Raw genomic sequence first — 15,581 nt, 5'->3', positions numbered from 1 at the left:
GCGGGCGTCTACAAACGCCACCCACCACGTGCACGGGTCTCGTGGCTCGGCCGTGGACGGCCTCGCACCTCGACCACCGAACTGCTCGACCGCCGCGGGGTGACAGCACGAGGCCCGGCCCACCCCGAGACGGTGGGCCGGGCCTCGCGGGTCCGGTGCTGCTCCTGGCGGGTCAGGCCGGGGTCAGCGTCAGCAGCGACATCGCCGGGTTGGGCAGCTCGAAGTCGACCGTCACGGCGCCGGTGGCGTCGGCGGTGACGGTGCGGGCGGGCTCGAGGTGCTCGAGGTGGTCGTGGGCGCGCAGCTCCGCCCACTGCGGCTCGGTCGGCCAGGCCTGGTCGGCGTCCTTCATCGCGCCCCAGCGGCCGGTGACGTCGGAGTGGTCGGCGTCGACGCGCTCGTGGGTGAGCGTGTAGGTGCCGCCGGGGGTCAGCCCGGTGACCGACACCGACACGTCGCGGGCCAGCTCGGCGCAGCCGGAGGCCTTGGTCTGGTCGAGGGTGAAGTTCCAGGCCAGGACACCGACGGTGCCGTCGTCCTCGCCCCCGACCGTGCGGGCGGAGACCGCCTCGACGAGCGACCCGCCGCCGTCGCCGCCGGCGACCAGCGGCAGGCGGGTGCCGCCGAGCCGCTCGAGCATGGCCAGCGCCCACCAGCGGGGCTTGCGGAGCTCGCCGACGGTGCGCAGGCCGAAGCCGCCGTGGGTCAGCTCCTGCGGGCGGCCGAGCTCCTCGAAGTGGTCGGAGACGACCCAGTAGGACAGCGCCTCGATCCGGTCCATCGCCGAGTACATGCCGGTGAGCAGGAACGTGCCGGCGAAGACGGCGTCGGAGACCTCGTTGAAGTGGGTGGGGGTCACGCCCCACTCGGTCCACCAGATCGGGGTGCCGGCCCTGTCGTAGCGCTCGAGCATCGGGCGGAAGTCCAGCGGCGGGCTGCCGTAGGTGTGGGTGGAGATGAAGTCCACCGGCGAGCCGGTGCGCTCCGCGTGGGCCAGCAGCTCCTCGACCCACCCGGCGGCGGCGGACGACGGCCCGCCGACCACGAGGCGGGGGTCGACGTCGCGCACCGCGGCCGCGGTGACGTCGTAGAGGCGCAGGTACTCCTCCGGCGTCCCGGACCAGAAGACCTCCAGGTTGGCCTCGTTCCAGACCTCGAAGCTCCACTCGGTCACGACCTCCTCGCCGTAGCGCTCGAGCAGGTGCGCGGTGAGGTCGCGGACGAGGGCGTACCAGCGGTCCCAGTCCTTCGGCGGGCTGATGATCGCCTCGTACTCGAAGACCGTCTTGGTGGGGTCGGAGGCCAGGTCGTGCGGCATGAAGCTGATCTCGACGCACGGCTTCAGGCCGAGGGAGAGGACGTGGTCGTAGACCCTGTCGACGCCGGTGAAGTCGTGCACCGGCCGCCCGTCGACCTCGCGGTAGACGGCGTTGTCGTCGCAGAGGATGCCGTGGGCGCGCACGGTGGCCACGCCCAGCTCGTCGTGGGCGGCCTTGAGCGCGGACGACAGCTCGGCACCGATGGACTGGCCGCCGGTGGTGTCGGTCAGCAGCGCGTGGGAGAGGTGCTCGGAGCCGATCATCGGGCGCCACGGCCGGGCCAGCGGACCGGCGTCGCCGCCGGCGTCCACCGTGATGGTCGTGGTCTCCGCGGGTGCCGCGAGCGGGGCGGCGGCCACGGCCTCGCTGCGGGGCCCCTCGACGTGGACGTCGGAGAGGCTGGCCACCGCGTAGTAGCGGGTGAGTCCCGGGGTGCCGGTGGTGTCGGTGTAGGGCGGGTGCGGCACGGCGAGCACGTCGCGACCGGCGTGGTCGAGCGCGCCCCACGGACCGTCGGGGCTGTCGGCGACGTGCACCTGGTAGCCGATCGCGCCGGGCACGGTCTCCCAGGTGAGGGTGACCTGGTGGCCGCCGGGCGTGGCCGCGAGGGCGGTGGGCGGGTCGAGCAGCGGGGCGTTGCCGCCGAACGCGGTGCCCGAGGCGGTGCCGATCCGGGCCTCCCAGTCGGCGCGGGCCTCCGGGGTGCCGTCGGTGCGGGTGGACCCGCTGGGGTTGTGCTGGTCCTGGTCGTGCTGGGTGCTGGTCATGGGGAGCTGCTCCTGTTCCGAGGAGGGTCAGGGGTGGCCGCCGAGTCGGCAGCAACGTGCTGCCGACTCGGCGACGGGGAGAGCGGGGGGGGGGGGGGGGGGGCCCCCGCCCCCCCCCCCCGGGGCCCCCCCCCCCCGCGACGGGGAGAGCGGGGTGGGGTCAGTCCTCGCGGGGCGCGGAGGCGAACACCTCCTGGGCCATGAGCGGCTTCAGCGCGCTGCGCATCTCGTCGGTCGCGACGTCGTGGCGCAGGTCGTCGCCGGTCAGCGCGTTGCCGAGGGCGGCCATGATCATGCCCTGGTCCAGGGAGAGGTACTCGTGGCTGACCTGGCCGGACTGCGTGGCGATCGCGTCGTAGAAGCCGCCGGCGCCGTAGGCGTCGAAGTCGGTGCGGATCTTGCGCAGGTTGGCCAGCGCGGCACCGGGCTTGTAGCGCAGCGCGAGGAACGAGGCGTGCGGGGTGACGACGCCGTCGCCGTACTCGGTCGGGGCCTCGGAGCCCTCGCGGCAGCCCTCGAAGGGCTGGTCGACGTCGGTGCGCTCCTGGTCGGAGGTGTAGCCGGGGCCGTCGAGGCCGAGCTGGTCGACGCCGTACTCGCGGTAGCCGCCGGCCGGGTTGTTCGAGGGGCTGAAGCCCCAGTAGCCGTAGCCGGCCTCGTCCAGGCCGTGCTCCATCTGGCCCTGCACGTAGAGCGGGTGGTTCACGCCCCAGGACCGCGGGCCCCACTCGTCCTCGGGCACGAACAGCGGCACCATCAGCGCCTCGAACATGGAGCCGCCCCAGGTGGGCACGATGTCCATGCCGCGGTAGGGCAGGGCGCCCTCGAAGACGCGCTCGCCGTCGTAGGTCTTCCACTCGCCCACCGGCTTGGTCTCGGTCCAGGACCAGTCGCAGGTGTCGTTGGGGAACGTGCGGTACATGCCCCAGTAGTGGCGCGCGGGGATCTGGCCGGCGGCGATGCCCAGGTAGGACGCCATCCGCGGCTCGGTGTTCAGCGCGCCGTAGTGGTGGCCGGTGTAGTAGACGTCGGTGCCCATGTCGCAGTAGTCGTCGAGGACGGCCGCGTCGTTGTCGGGGTCCTCGTCCCAGAAGCCGCCGCGGATCTGGTTCTCGGCCGGGTTGTAGTAGCAGCCGAAGTCCATCGAGGTGCGCAGGTCGTGCGCCTCCTCGGCGAGCGCCGGGACGGCCTCCTCGGTGACGAGCAGGCCGGTGGCGAGCCAGCCGTTGTCGACCGAGGAGAGGAAGTGCTTGACCTCGTTGCCGTCGTCGGGCCAGACGTCGACGCGGTCGCCGGTGGCGGGGTCGTACCAGTTGTAGAACTGGCCGGACGGCTCGTGCCGCTGCAGGCCCTCGACGGTCTCGAGCGTCTGGCTCATCCGTTCACGGGCCTCGTCGGCGGTGATGAGGCCGGTGTCGCGGGCGACGACCGTGGACCACAGGTAGGCGCCGATGTTGGTGGGCGAGGTGTAGCCGGCGCGGGACGCGGCCGTGAGGTCGCCGCCGATGTTGTCGGTCGGCAGGCCGGTGGCCGGGTCGACCATCGCCTCGAACGAGTGCCAGGTGTCGGCCACGTACTTCTCGAGCTGGGCCTTGCGGCCGGTCGGGAAGCCGTCGTCCGACGTCTTCTGTGTGGTCTTCTCCCCCGCCGTGGAGGGCTGCCGGTCGGTGGTGCTGGTCGTGGCGGCGGTGGCCGCGGCGTGGATCGGGACGGTGAGGGCGAGCGCCGTGAGGGCGCCCAGGATCGGTGTGCGCACCGAGCTGCGCATGGTGACTCCTAGGGGTGGGGGTTACTTGATGCCGGTGCTCGCGACGCCCTGCATGATGTGGCGCTGCAGGACGAGGAAGACGGCGAGCACGGGCAGGACGACGACGACGGCACCGGCGATGAGCAGGCCGTAGTCGGTGGCGTTCTGGCCCACGGCGTAGAGCGCGAGGGCGACGGGGAGCGTGTACTTGTCCTCGCTGGTGGCGACCACCAGCGGCCAGAGGAAGTTGTTCCAGCTGGACAGGAACGTGAGCACGCCGAGCGTGGCCAGGGCCGGCCCGCACAGCGGCAGGACGACGCGGGCGAAGATCCGCAGCTCGCCGGCGCCGTCGACGCGGGCGGCCTGGATCAGCTCGTCGGGGATGGACAGGATGAACTGGCGCATCAGGAAGACCCCGAACGGGCCGGCCATGAACGGCAGGATCATCGCGGGCAGCGTGTTGGTGAGGCCGAGGTTCGTGGTGAGCACGAACAGCGGCACGAACGTCACCACGCCGGGCACCATGAGGGTGCCGACGACCAGGGCGAACATGATGCGGCGGCCCGGGAACTGCAGCTTCGCCAGGGCGTAGCCCAGCATCGAGCAGAAGATCATGTTGCCGACCATCGTGCCGAGGCTGACGATCGCCGAGTTCAGGAAGAACTGCGGGAAGTCGAGGTCGGTGAAGAGCGCCTCGTAGTGGCTGAACGTGATGCCCTCGGGCAGCAGCGTCGGCGGCACCTGGCGCAGCTCGGCGTTGGGCTTGACCGAGCTGACGACCATCCAGATGAACGGGATGACCACCAGGAACAGGCCGGCGACCATGACGGCGTAGAGCCAGGCGGGGGTGCGCAGGCGTCCGTCGTCGCGGCCGCCCCGCCGGCGTCCCTTCTTGTTCTTCTCCGGGGTCATGGTGTTCTCGTGCGTGGGCGCTTCGAGCGTGGCCATGGGGATCAGTCCTTCGAGCGCAGCAGCCGGAACTGCAGCATGGTGAGGAGCACGATGGCGAGGAAGAGCAGGTAGCTCGCGGCGGCGGCGAGGCCGTAGTTGCCGAACCCGAACTGGTCGTAGGTGTAGAAGCTGATCGACCGGGTCGAGTCGAGCGGGCCGCCGGAGGTCATCACGAAGGCCTCCTCGAAGAACTGCAGGTAGCCGATGCCGGTGATGACGGCGCCGAACAGGATGGTCGGACGCAGCATCGGGACCGTGACGTGGCGGAAGCGGGACCAGGCGGACGCGCCGTCGGACTCCGCCGCCTCCAGCACCTCGGTCGGCACCGACTGCAGGGCCGCCAGGAAGATGACGGTCATGGTGCCGAAGTTGCGCCACACGGCCATGACGACCAGCGACGGCAGCGCGAGGTGGGTGGAGTCGAGCCACGCCTGGCCGGGGAGGCCGACGAGCTCGAGGGCGGAGTTCAGCAGGCCGCCGTTCTCCCGCAGCAGGTACTTCCACACCACCGAGACCGCCACGATCGAGGTGACGACCGGCAGGTAGAAGCCGACGCGGAAGAAGCCCTTGAACCGGGTGACCCGGTTGAGGCCCACCGCCACCGCCATCGCGACGCCGAGGGTCAGCGGGACGCCGAGCAGCAGGTAGAGCAGCGTGTTGAGCGCGACCTTGCGGAACAGCTCGTCGCCCAGCAGCCGGGTGTAGTTCTCCAGGCCGACGAACTGCACCGAGAGCGGGTTGCGCACGTCGGTGGAGCGGATGTCGGTGAAGCTCATCCCGAGGCTGGCCAGCACCGGGCCGGCGGTGAACACGAGGAACACCGCCATGAACGGGACCGCGAGGATCCACGCGGCCACGGCCTGGGAGCGGGCGGTCGGGTCGTTCGACCGCCCGCCGAACGGGTGCCGCAGCGTCCTGCTGCGGGTCGGCGGCTGCGAGGGCGTGCGGCTACCGGTGGCGCGGGGCAGGTCGAGCCCCGCGTCCTGCTTCTCCCCCGTCTCCCGCGAGGGATGGGGTGCGTGCGTGGAGGACATGCGCGTTCATCTCCTCTGCTGGTCGGGTGGGGGCCTGAGGCGCGAGCCTCAGAGACCCGTCCCGACGCTCGAGGCCTGCGACTGCATCTCGTCGACTGCCTCGTCGACGTCCTGGACGCCCTTGGCGGTGCGCTCGACGCGGGCGTCGATGATGTCGGCGACCTGCTCCCAGGTGGGCACGGCCGGCGGGGAGACCGCCCGGTCGAGCTGGTCGCCGAAGACGGCGAGCTGCTCGTCGTCGGCCAGCGTGCCGGAGTCCCAGGCGGTGCTGTTGGCGGGCAGGTCGCCCACGGTCTCGTAGAAGTCCTGCTGGGTCTCGGGCTCGGAGAGCCACTGCACCAGCTTCCAGGCGCCGTCGGGGTTCTCGGCGTCGGTCAGCACGGCGAGGTTGCCGCCGCCGATGAAGCTGGCGCCGGGGCCGTCGGGGCCGGGGATGGGGGCGACGGAGTACTCGGACGGGTCGGTGCCGGCGTCCTCGATGAGGGCGGCGTGCCACGGGCCGGAGATGAACGAGCCGTAGCGGCCGTCGGTGAAGCCGGACTCGAGCTCGCCGGCGTCCATGACGCGGGTCTGCGCGAGGCCCTCGGTGAAGAAGTCGGAGTAGTACTGCAGCGACTCCTTCATCGGGTCGCTGGCGATGGACCACTCGGTGCCGTCGGCGTTGGCCAGCTCGGCGCCGTCGGACCAGGCGAAGGGCAGGAAGGTCTGCCAGGAGCCGGTCTGGCCGGGCTGGAGGTTGATGCCGTACTCGGCGCCGGCCTTGCTCTGCAGGTCGGTGGCGAACTGGGTGAGCTCGTCCCAGTCCTGGGGCGCGGCGTCCCAGCCGGCCTGCTGGGCGAGGTCGGTGCGGTAGTAGAGGACGCGGGTCTCGACGTACCAGGGGATGCCGTACTGGGTGCCGCCGACCTGGTTGCCCTCCCACGCGCCGGGGAAGAAGTCGTCGCCGTCCACGAGGTCCTCGGGGGTCGGCATGAGGCCGCCGGCCGCGCCGAACTCGCCCATCCACGTGGAGCCGACGAGCGTGACGTCGGGGCCCTCGCCGGAGGTGATGGCGCCCTGGATCTTGTCGTGGGCGGAGTCCCACGGGATCGCGGTGACCTCCACCTCGGCGTCGGGGTTCTCCTCCTCGAAGGCCTGGGTGAACTCGTCGAGGGCCTCGCCCTCGGCGCCCATCGCCCAGACCTCGATCGTGCCCGAGGCGGGGCTGTCGTCGATGGCGTCGCTCTGGGCCTCGCCTCCGGCGCTGGTGGCGTCGCGGCCGCAGGCGCTGAGCGCCAGGCCGGCGATGGCGAGGGCGGCGAGCGTCTTCGTCCCGGTCTTCATCGTCCGGTTCGTCTTCATGCGGGTTCCTTCCCGAGGAGGGTGCTGCTGGTGCGCACGACGAGCTCGGTGTCGAGCAGCTCGTGGCGGGGAGCGGTGCGGGTGCCGTCGAGCTGCTCCTCGAGCAGCCGGGCGGCGGTGGCGCCGAGCTCGCGCATCGGCTGGCGGACCGTCGTGAGGCCGGCCCAGCGGGCCGCCATCACGTCGTCCCAGCCGGTGACGCGGACCCTGTGCTCCTGCCCGGCCTCGGTGAGGCGGGCGAGGAGGCCGAGGGCCAGCTCGTCGTTGGCGCAGACGACGGCGTCGGGCAGGGTGCTCGACGGGTCGCCGTGGGGGGTTCTCGTGCCTGTCGTGTCGTGCGTCGGGTCCTGCGTGGTGTCGTGCAGGAGTGCGTCGGCCGCCCGGCGGCCGTTCGTCTCGTCCAGGTCGTCGACGGGCAGGATGCTCATCCGTGTCTGCTCGCCGCTCGCGGCCAGCGCCTGGCTGACGGCGGCGTGGCGGTCGGCGACGTCCGGGCCGGCGGCGGGGTCGCCGACGAAGACGAAGGTGCGGGCGCCGTCGTCGAGCAGGTGGCGCACCAGCGCGGTGGCGCTGCTGGTGGCCGCGGTGCTGACGGAGTCGATGCCGGCGTCGGCCGGGCGGGCCACGAGGACGAGGTGGGTGCCGGTGGCCTTGAGGTGCTGGACGAGCGGCTCCGGGACGGCGGGCCCCAGGATGACCAGGCCGTCGCAGCGTCCGGCCATGTCGGTGACCTGCTTCTCGACGTCGGCCCGGCCGCGGGTGCTGCTGATCAGCACGGAGCGGCCCACCTCGGCGGCGACGGACTCGTACCCCATCACGACGTCGGCGTAGTAGGGGCCCGACAGGTCGGGGAAGACGACCCCCGCCGCCGCGTGCCGGCGCTCGGCCAGCTGGCGGCCGAGGTGGCTGGGGCGGAACTGGAGCCGCTCGGCGGTCTCGAGGACCTTGGCGCGGGTGTCCGGCTTGACGATCGCCGGGTCGCGGAGGGCGCGGCTGACCGTGGCGATCGAGACACCGGCCTCGCGGGCCACGTCGCGGATGGTGGTCATCCCGGTTCTCCTCACTGCGAATGTGACCGGTTTCTGTAACCGGTATCAGCGGCTGTCTGGACCAGACCCTGCCTCACCCTTTGCCGACGTGTCAACCGTCACATCGCCTGAAGTACGGACACTCCTGCCCGCTGGCCGGACGCCATAACCCTCAGTTCCACGCCTCTAGGCAGATCGAGACCGACTGTGGCAAGTGGGGCCATGGCACGTGAGACAAGCTGTCCCCATGGCGAGCTACCAACGCTGGATCAAAGCCCAGCCCTCAGCAGAAGAAGCAACCGAGATCGCACTTGTAGACGAGTTGGCAGAGAAACTCGTGGCTCATATCGACATGACGTCGAAAGTCATCTCAGAGCTACATGTGCACGGAGCTCAGAGCAAGAAGATCCAAGATCACTTCTCACTGCTGCTTCACGATGAACTCGGCTTCGACGAGGAAGTCGTGATCACGCCGGAGGATGGGCTGGTCTCGCGAGCGCGACCCGACTTCTTCTACCGGTTCGACAGCCACAGAGGCATTCTGGCCGAGGTGGAGCGAGGCGGCGCCGTCACGAACAACCACGACCTCAAGGACTTGTGGAAAGCGCATATGTCGCCCGACGCCCACCACCTCTTCCTCATGGTCCCCAACAACAACTGGCGGGAAGACGGAACCAGCCGGGAGAAGCCCTTTCCGATCGTCGCGAGGCGGCTGGGGGCCTTCTTCGGCGATATCAGGCGGGAGGTCGATGTAGTGAGTGTCCACGTGTTCGGCTACTGACGACCGAGCTCGGGAGGGTCCGACGCGGCAAGGCCAATCGACAGCTTTCCCGTCTCGCTCACCCGAGGCCGCGCGAGGGGGAGTCAGCCAGCGGCAGTAGTGCCTTCTGCCCCGCCAGGCTCCCCGGCCTCCGGGTCGCTGCTCGGGTCGGCGAAGAGCGGCTGCTCGTCCTGGTCGTCACCGAGCAGCGACAGCTGGTGGGAGCGACCCCTCCCCCGAGCTCCCCGCCGGCCCGCCGCGGGCCCGTCGGCCGAGGGCCGGACGTGGCGGTCGAGCGCGTCGTGCAGGCCGCGCCGCACGGTCTCGGCGAGGGTGTCCGCGTCGGTCTCGCCGAGGGCGACCCGACCGTTGCGGACGGCGACGATCGCGCGGATCATCCGCACCCGGTCGTCGTCGAAGAGGGTGGCCACGTGACGCGCGGGCACGGGCCCGTCGTGCAGCAGCTCGACCACGCCCACCAGGGCCTGGTCCACCCGCTCGGCGGGGAGGCGGCGCTGGTCCGCGGCCTCGCTCGAGCGGCCCTCCGGGTGGCCGGTCCGGGGCGGTGAGGCTCCCGGGGACTCCCCCGGCGACCCACCCGGGGGCTCGAGGAAGAGCCGGCCGCCGTGCTCGGCGGCCACCTCGTCGGCGAGCAGCTCGGCCTCGACGGCGAACCGGGCGACCCAGGACATCAGGTGCTCCGCCACGAACGGGGCGGCGGGCAGCTGGCTGCGGGCGACGAGCTCGTCCTCCACGACCGCGAGGGACAGGAACGGCACCCGGGCCGCGATCCGGGGCAGCGCCCGCTGGACCGCGTCGGGCCGGGGCAGCTCGACGACCAGGTGGGCGGTGAGGTGGAGCAGCGGCCGCTCGTCGTCGGGGCGGACGAACACCACGCCGCTGCCGGCGGGGACGGGGCTGTCGCCGTCGGGGTCGCGCGGCGGGGCGGAGCCGAAGTGCGCGGCCAGGGTCGCGTCGACCAGCTGCTGGAGGTGCTCCGGCCCGGCCGGGATCGTCAGCGGCGGCGGCACGGGGCCGGCGGCCGGCTCGGCGACGTCGCTGCGCAGGCCCTCGAGGTCGATCTCCTCGCTGACCAGGAACGCGGGGTCGAGCACGCCCAGCGCGTCGCGCAGGGTCGTCACCACCACGTCGGCGGCACGGTCGGCCTCGTCCGGCCCGAGGTCGAGGCTGCGCGTGCCGTCGGCCGGCAGCCCGTAGCCGAGCTCGGCGAGGACGCGCTGCCCCGCCTCGTCCAGGGAGCGGGTGGGCGGGAGCCCCACCTCGCAGCGCAGGCCCTCCTGCGGCGACGGGCCGACCTGGACCACGGGCCCGACCTCGTCGGTGCCCGGCGCCCCGAGCTCGACCTCCAGCAGCACACGTGTGCCGTTCTCACCCAGCGTGGCCAGCGTCAGCGCCAGCCGGCGGCGCAGCTCAGGCCACGCCCCCTCGTTCTCGACCCGGTCGGTCACCCGCACCTCACTCCTCGGGCGGACCCTCCACCCGACGTCAGGGAACGTAGACAGCCCCACCGACAGCGGTGGCCCCACTGGTCGAGACCACCGCTGTCGTCGCAGGTCAGGGGCCAGGTCAGAGGTCCTCTGCCGTCACGCCCGGCGGCAGCGTCAGGGCGGGCATCCACGTGCCGCGGACCCGTGCGGGCGGCCCCGGCGAGGGTTCCTGAGCCACCGGCACCTCCCCACCGACGACCCGGACGTTCAGCGCGAAGCCGGGCCAGCCGAGCAGCAGCGCGGTCCGGTGCAGGCGCGCGGCGTGGCCCGGCTCGACCGACCCGGTGAACGGGTGGTGGTGCCAGAGCGCGGTGCGCTCGCCGCTCAGGGCGGCGACGACGACCACGTGGCCGTCGACCTGCTCGACGAGCACGTCGACCCACTCGTCGGTGTCGACGACGGCCAGGACCTGCTGGCGCAGGTCGGGGAAGTGGCCCGGCTCCATCGACACCGGGGTGCCGGGCTCGGGGTACAGCGGGCAGCAGCCCATGACGGTCCTCCTACGAGGTCAGGGGACCTCGACGAGGCCCCGCGTTGCCTCCGCCGGTCGGCGGACGCCGGCTCTTCCTCCGGGGGCACCTTGCGCGGGGGCAGGTAGCCGAGCGACCAGCCGGAGGGCTTGTGGTCGCTGCTCGTGAGCCAGTCGTGAACGTAGAGGACGCCACCGACAGCCGTGCTCGGCACGGCCGTCGGTGGCGCTCGACCCGAGGTCGGGCCCGGGTCAGCGGCGGGGGTCGACCAGCACCTTGGCGTGGCTGGTGCGGCCGGAGTCGAGCTCGTCCATGGTCGCGGCCAGCTCCGAGAGCCCGATGGTGCCGGTGTGGAGACCGGCGACGGCGACCGAGCCGTCGGCGATGGAGCGCACGGCCCCGACGAAGTCCTCGTGCAGGTAGGCCAGGGAGCTGACGACGCGCAGCTCGCGGACCTGCCAGTCGCCGTAGCTGACGGTGGAGTCGGTCATCGGGAACCCCAGGAGGGAGAGGGTTCCGCCGCGGCGCACCAGCTCGGCCGAGGGCTGGAGCAGCGCGGCCGCGCCGGTGCACTCGTAGAGGACGTCGGCACCACGGCCGTCGGTCAGGGCCAGCAGGTGCTCCTGGGTGGCCTCGCCCGGCTCTCGGACGTCCGTGAAGCCCAATGCCTCGGCGGCTGCACGCCGCTCGGGGTTCGGCTCGATCACCAGGACGTGGCCGGCACCGGCGTGCCGGGCGTGCTGGGCCGCGAGCAGCCCGATCGGCCCGGCGCCCTGGACGACGACGAGCGCGCCGAGCTCCTGCGCGGTGCGGCGCACGGCGTGGAAGGTGACCGCGGTCGGCTCGACCAGGGCGGCGGCGACATCGTCCACCTGGTCGGGGAGCGGGAGGACCCGGCGGGCCTGCACGACGACGGACTCGGCGAAGCCGCCGTGGACGGGGGCGTGCGGGTCGACACCGTTGGCCTCCGCGAACGCGAGGTCGCAGTGCTCGGAGTGCCCACCCACGCACATGGCGCAGGCACCACAGGCGGGACCGACGCAGGCGACGACGCGCTGACCCACCTCGACGGTGGTGACGTCCTCGGCGACCCGGGCGATCGTGCCGGTCCACTCGTGGCCGAACACGGCGGGCGGCACCTTGCCGCCCGAGGTGTAGTTGTGGGTGTCGGTGGCGCAGACGCCGCAGTAGGTGATCGCGACCTCCACCGCGCCGGGCGGGAGCGTCGTCGGCTTCTCCTCCGTCACCAGCTCGACCTCGGACACACCCGTCACGCGCGCATAGTTCGACATGTGTCAAACATAGCGAGTCGACGCCGTCGAGTGGCGCGCTCTCAAGTGGAGGGAGGCGGATGCCGACACCCGTCAGGGTCAGGCTGTCGTCGAGGTGAGGAGATCGGTGTGGCTGCTGGCGGGTCGGCGCTGCGGCGCAGCCGTGAGCTGGAGGAGGACGCGGAGGCGCTCTTCTCCCTCAGCGAGCTCAAGCGCGAGGAGGCGCGGCGCTACCTGCGGGCGAGCGCGTCCGAGGCCGAGCTGGGTGGTGTCCTCGCTCCCCTGGCCGAGCTCGGCTGGCACGTCCTCGAGGACCGGCAGTGGCCCGGGTCGCGGCGGGCCAACGTGGACTTCCTGCTCGTCGGGCCGGGCGGCGTGGTGGTGCTCGACGCCAAGGACTGGGCCGAGCTCAGCCTCCGTGACGGCGCCCTGCACCGGGGCGAGGCGCGGGAGGACGAGGAGGTCGCCAAGCTGCGCGCCCTGTGCGACACGCTGGGCGAGCACCTCGCGCCGACCGGCGTCACCCGCGCCGCGGTCCGCGCGGCCATGGTGTTCACCCGGCACGCCGTGAGCGCGGAGGTCGACGGGGTCGCAGCCCTCGGCCCGCGGGACGTGGCGGGCTGGCTGGCCCGGTTGCCGCTGCGCGTGGAGGACTCGCGGGTGGCCGAGGTGCTCGCGGCCGTCGAGGAGGCGAGCCCGCCGATGCCGGCTGCCCCGCCGGCGTCCGCCCGGGTGGGGGCGTCGACCCGACGCGGTGCCGCGGCCGCCGAGGTGCCCGTGGCGCAGGAGCCGCTGGAGGGCCTCGAGGACCTGACCGAGGCTCTGGTCGAGCGGGCGCTGGACGGTCCGCTGGAGGACTGGATGACGTTCCTGCACCCGGCGCAGAACCGGCTCGTGCAGGTGGGGTGGACCGGGCCCGGCCGGGTGCGCGGCCCGGCGGGCACCGGCAAGACGGTGGTGGCGCTGCACCGGGCCGTGCACCTGGCCGAGCGGCACGACGAGCCGGTGCTGTTCGTGAGCTTCGTGAAGACGCTGCCGCAGGTCTTCGAGGGACTGGCCGAGAGGCTGCGGCCCGGCATCGGCGAGAACATCGAGTTCACCGGCGTCCACGCGCTGGCCTACCGCGTCCTGCAGGACCTGGGCGGCCAGCCCGCGCCGGACCCGCGCCGGGCGTTCGCGGCCTTCCGGCGTGCCTGGCGCGCCTGCCCGCAGCAGGAGGTGCTGCACGGCATCGACCCTCGACCCACGTACTGGCAGGAGGAGATCGACCACATCATCAAGCCACGGCGCCTCGCCGACCTCGACGCCTACCGCGAGCTGCGTCGGCACGGGCGGGTGACGCCGCTGCGAGGTGCGGGCCGGGAGGCCGCGTGGGAGCTGTACCTGGCCTACGAGGCGGAGCTGGCGCAGGCCGGCGTCCAGGACTTCAACGACCTCCTGCTGCAGGCCGGGGACGCCGTCGAGCGGTTTCCCGAGGCGTTCGGCTACGCGGCGGTGGTGGTGGACGAGGTGCAGGACCTGAACCTGGCCGGCCTCCGTCTCCTCGCGGCGCTGGCCGAGGGGACGCCGGGGTCGCTGCTGCTCGTGGGCGACGGCCGCCAGTCGGTCTACCCGGGCGGGTTCTCGCTGGCGGAGGCCGGGGTGTCGGTGGCCGGGCGGGGTGCCGTGCTCAGCACCAACTACCGCAACACGCGGCAGGTGCTGGCCTGCGCCCAGTCGGTGCTGGGCGACCACGACGTCGAGGACCTCGGCGAGGCGCCGGCGAGCCACGAGGTCGAGGTGCTGCGCACCGGGCCGGCGCCGCTGGTGGTGCAGGGCGCCGGGCGAGACGACGTCGACGCCGCCCTGATCAGCCTGCTCCGCACCTCCCACGAGCGCGACCCCCGCGGGTGGGACCGCTACGCCGTGCTCACCGAGCGCTCCGCCGACGCCGAGCGGATCACCCGGCTGCTGCGGGAGCACGACGTCCCAAGCCTCCAGCTCACCTCGTACCGGGGCGTGCCGAGCGACAAGGTGAAGGTGGGCACCATCAAGCGGGCCAAGGGGCTGGAGTTCCCGTACGTGCTGCTCCCCTACCTCAGCCTCACCCCGCCCGCGCGGGGCGACGGCGAGCCCGAGGAGAGCCACACCGAGCGGGTCGACCGCTGGCGGCGCGAGATGTACGTCGGCATGACCCGGGCCCGGGACGGGCTGTGGCTGGGGTACGTCGAGGGCTGAGCACTCCCCCGGTGGCGGTCAGCAGCCGAGCCGCTTGGCCACGTCCGCGCCGCCGATCTCCCGCACGACGGCGGGGTCGCCGACGACGACCAGGACGTCGGTGGCGCGCGACATGCCCACGTAGAGGCGCTCGCGGGCGCGGTCACGGGTGCCGTCCTCGTTGAGGCAGAGCACGACGCAGGACCGCTCGAGCCCCTTGGAGCCGAGCACGTGGCCGTAGAAGACGTCCTCGCCCTCCCAGAAGCCGCTCCAGTACGCGGCCTTGCCGTGCCGGTCGACGGTCGCCTTCTGCTCGGGGTGGCGCGAGCCGGTGGTGAGCAGGCAGATGCGGGCCGGGTCCCAGCCCTCCTCCAGCAGCTCCTCGACGGCGTCGTCGGCCACCTCGAGGGCGTGCTCGGCCGCGGCGGGGATGAACCGCACGTCGCGGCCCTCGCCGCCGAGCGCCTTCATCCGTGAGGGGGCGAGCGGGCCGAACGAGCCGGCGATCTGCTTGGTGTTGCGGAGGGAAGCTCTGCACGCGTGGGGGTGTCCATCAGCGGTTCGATGCGACTCCGCACGCCCTCCCATCGCACCGTTCCCAGGCCAGGCTCACGGGAGTGGGTCGGGGCCGGCACGTCAATTCTCCCGATACGCGACCCGATGACGATGGTGCGCGGGCGTTTCTGCGCCACTCCGTAGTCCGAGGCGACGACCACCGCAGACGTCAGGGTGTACTCCTGGAGAGATCCGCCCTGCGCTTCGTCGAGCAGCATCTGGTGCTGCGGACTCCTGCGGAAGCGCTGAACGTTCTCGAGGACGAAAACCTTCGGATGCGCCGTGCCGACGAATCGCAGGTACTCGCGCCAGAGATCATTGCGAGGGTCGTCCACGTTGCGCAGGCCAAGAGCAGAGAACCCTTGGCACGGAGGACCGCCGACCATGACGTCCACGGGAGGGATCTGCTCAGGCGAAACGTCGGCAATATCGCCGGCGTGGATGTGGTCACCGAAGTTGGCGGCATAGGTAGCGGCCGCTGCCCTGTCGAACTCGACCGCGAAGATCGGGTCGAACCCGGCGTCCTTGAAGCCCCTGGTCATCCCGCCACAGCCGGCAAAAACGTCAAGCAGTGTGGGACGCGCGTTCACGGACATCATTCTCTTCGTTCGCAGGGTGATTCGTGGGAGAACAC

Annotated in this window: 13 protein-coding genes and 1 riboswitch; of the genes, 2 read left to right on the top strand and 11 right to left on the bottom strand. The window is 72.4% G+C overall.

Annotated elements, in window-relative coordinates; translation table 11 throughout:
• Positions 1–172 precede the first annotated feature (172 nt).
• The 6 genes from M8316_RS06535 to M8316_RS06510 all read right to left on the bottom strand — a co-directional run bounded on the left by M8316_RS06535 (position 173) and on the right by M8316_RS06510 (position 8,208).
• Positions 173–2,086: a GH39 family glycosyl hydrolase gene (locus M8316_RS06535; protein WP_250053065.1), complete on the bottom strand. Its 1,914-nt coding sequence runs from the start codon at positions 2,084–2,086 to the stop codon at positions 173–175.
• Between the two features lie 160 nt (positions 2,087–2,246).
• Positions 2,247–3,854, bottom strand: a complete 1,608-nt coding sequence (locus M8316_RS06530; RefSeq protein ID WP_250053064.1) for a glucoamylase family protein — start codon at positions 3,852–3,854, stop codon at positions 2,247–2,249.
• 21 nt (positions 3,855–3,875) lie between these two features.
• A complete protein-coding gene (locus M8316_RS06525; RefSeq protein ID WP_250053063.1) occupies positions 3,876–4,781 on the bottom strand; it encodes a carbohydrate ABC transporter permease in 906 nt (301 codons plus the stop codon).
• Between the two features lie 5 nt (positions 4,782–4,786).
• On the bottom strand, positions 4,787–5,818 hold the full coding sequence (locus M8316_RS06520; RefSeq protein ID WP_250053061.1) for a carbohydrate ABC transporter permease: 1,032 nt from the start codon (positions 5,816–5,818) through the stop codon (positions 4,787–4,789).
• Between the two features lie 48 nt (positions 5,819–5,866).
• Positions 5,867–7,159 carry a sugar ABC transporter substrate-binding protein gene (locus M8316_RS06515; RefSeq protein WP_250053060.1) on the bottom strand — a complete coding sequence of 431 codons (1,293 nt, stop codon included), beginning with the start codon at positions 7,157–7,159 and terminating at the stop codon, positions 5,867–5,869.
• Complete coding sequence (locus M8316_RS06510; RefSeq protein WP_250053059.1) at positions 7,156–8,208, bottom strand: LacI family DNA-binding transcriptional regulator; 1,053 nt, start codon at positions 8,206–8,208, stop codon at positions 7,156–7,158. Before M8316_RS06510 ends, M8316_RS06515 begins: the two co-directional genes overlap by 4 nt.
• Before the next feature lie 226 nt (positions 8,209–8,434).
• Here M8316_RS06510 and M8316_RS06505 point away from each other — a divergent pair, with 226 nt between their 5' ends.
• Complete coding sequence (locus M8316_RS06505) at positions 8,435–8,968, top strand: hypothetical protein (RefSeq protein ID WP_250053058.1); 534 nt, start codon at positions 8,435–8,437, stop codon at positions 8,966–8,968.
• A gap of 83 nt (positions 8,969–9,051) precedes the next feature.
• Here the strand turns inward: M8316_RS06505 and M8316_RS06500 are convergent, their stop codons facing one another.
• From M8316_RS06500 to M8316_RS06490, 3 genes are all read right to left on the bottom strand, one after another.
• A complete protein-coding gene (locus M8316_RS06500; protein WP_250053057.1) occupies positions 9,052–10,416 on the bottom strand; it encodes a T3SS (YopN, CesT) and YbjN peptide-binding chaperone 1 in 1,365 nt (454 codons plus the stop codon).
• A gap of 118 nt (positions 10,417–10,534) precedes the next feature.
• Positions 10,535–10,945 carry a hypothetical protein gene (locus M8316_RS06495; protein WP_250053055.1) on the bottom strand — a complete coding sequence of 137 codons (411 nt, stop codon included), beginning with the start codon at positions 10,943–10,945 and terminating at the stop codon, positions 10,535–10,537.
• Between the two features lie 36 nt (positions 10,946–10,981).
• Positions 10,982–11,095, bottom strand: a riboswitch (SAM riboswitch).
• A gap of 81 nt (positions 11,096–11,176) precedes the next feature.
• Positions 11,177–12,217, bottom strand: coding sequence for a zinc-dependent alcohol dehydrogenase (locus M8316_RS06490; protein ID WP_250053054.1), 1,041 nt, complete (start codon positions 12,215–12,217; stop codon positions 11,177–11,179).
• Positions 12,218–12,325: 108 nt separating this feature from the next.
• Between M8316_RS06490 and M8316_RS06485 the strand changes: the two genes are divergently transcribed.
• Positions 12,326–14,413: a nuclease-related domain-containing DEAD/DEAH box helicase gene (locus M8316_RS06485; protein ID WP_250053053.1), complete on the top strand. Its 2,088-nt coding sequence runs from the start codon at positions 12,326–12,328 to the stop codon at positions 14,411–14,413.
• Positions 14,414–14,431: 18 nt separating this feature from the next.
• On the opposite strand, the gene M8316_RS06480 is transcribed toward M8316_RS06485, so the two are convergent.
• Positions 14,432–14,863, bottom strand: coding sequence for an ATP-binding domain-containing protein (locus M8316_RS06480; RefSeq protein ID WP_250053052.1), 432 nt, complete (start codon positions 14,861–14,863; stop codon positions 14,432–14,434).
• Positions 14,860–15,537: a DNA cytosine methyltransferase gene (locus tag M8316_RS06475; protein WP_250053051.1), complete on the bottom strand. Its 678-nt coding sequence runs from the start codon at positions 15,535–15,537 to the stop codon at positions 14,860–14,862. Before M8316_RS06475 ends, M8316_RS06480 begins: the two co-directional genes overlap by 4 nt.
• Positions 15,538–15,581: the final 44 nt, after the last annotated feature.

Source organism: Nocardioides bruguierae, from assembly GCF_023554635.1.
Lineage (GTDB): Bacteria > Actinomycetota > Actinomycetes > Propionibacteriales > Nocardioidaceae > Nocardioides > Nocardioides bruguierae.
This window is presented reverse-complemented; position numbering and strand designations above follow the sequence as displayed.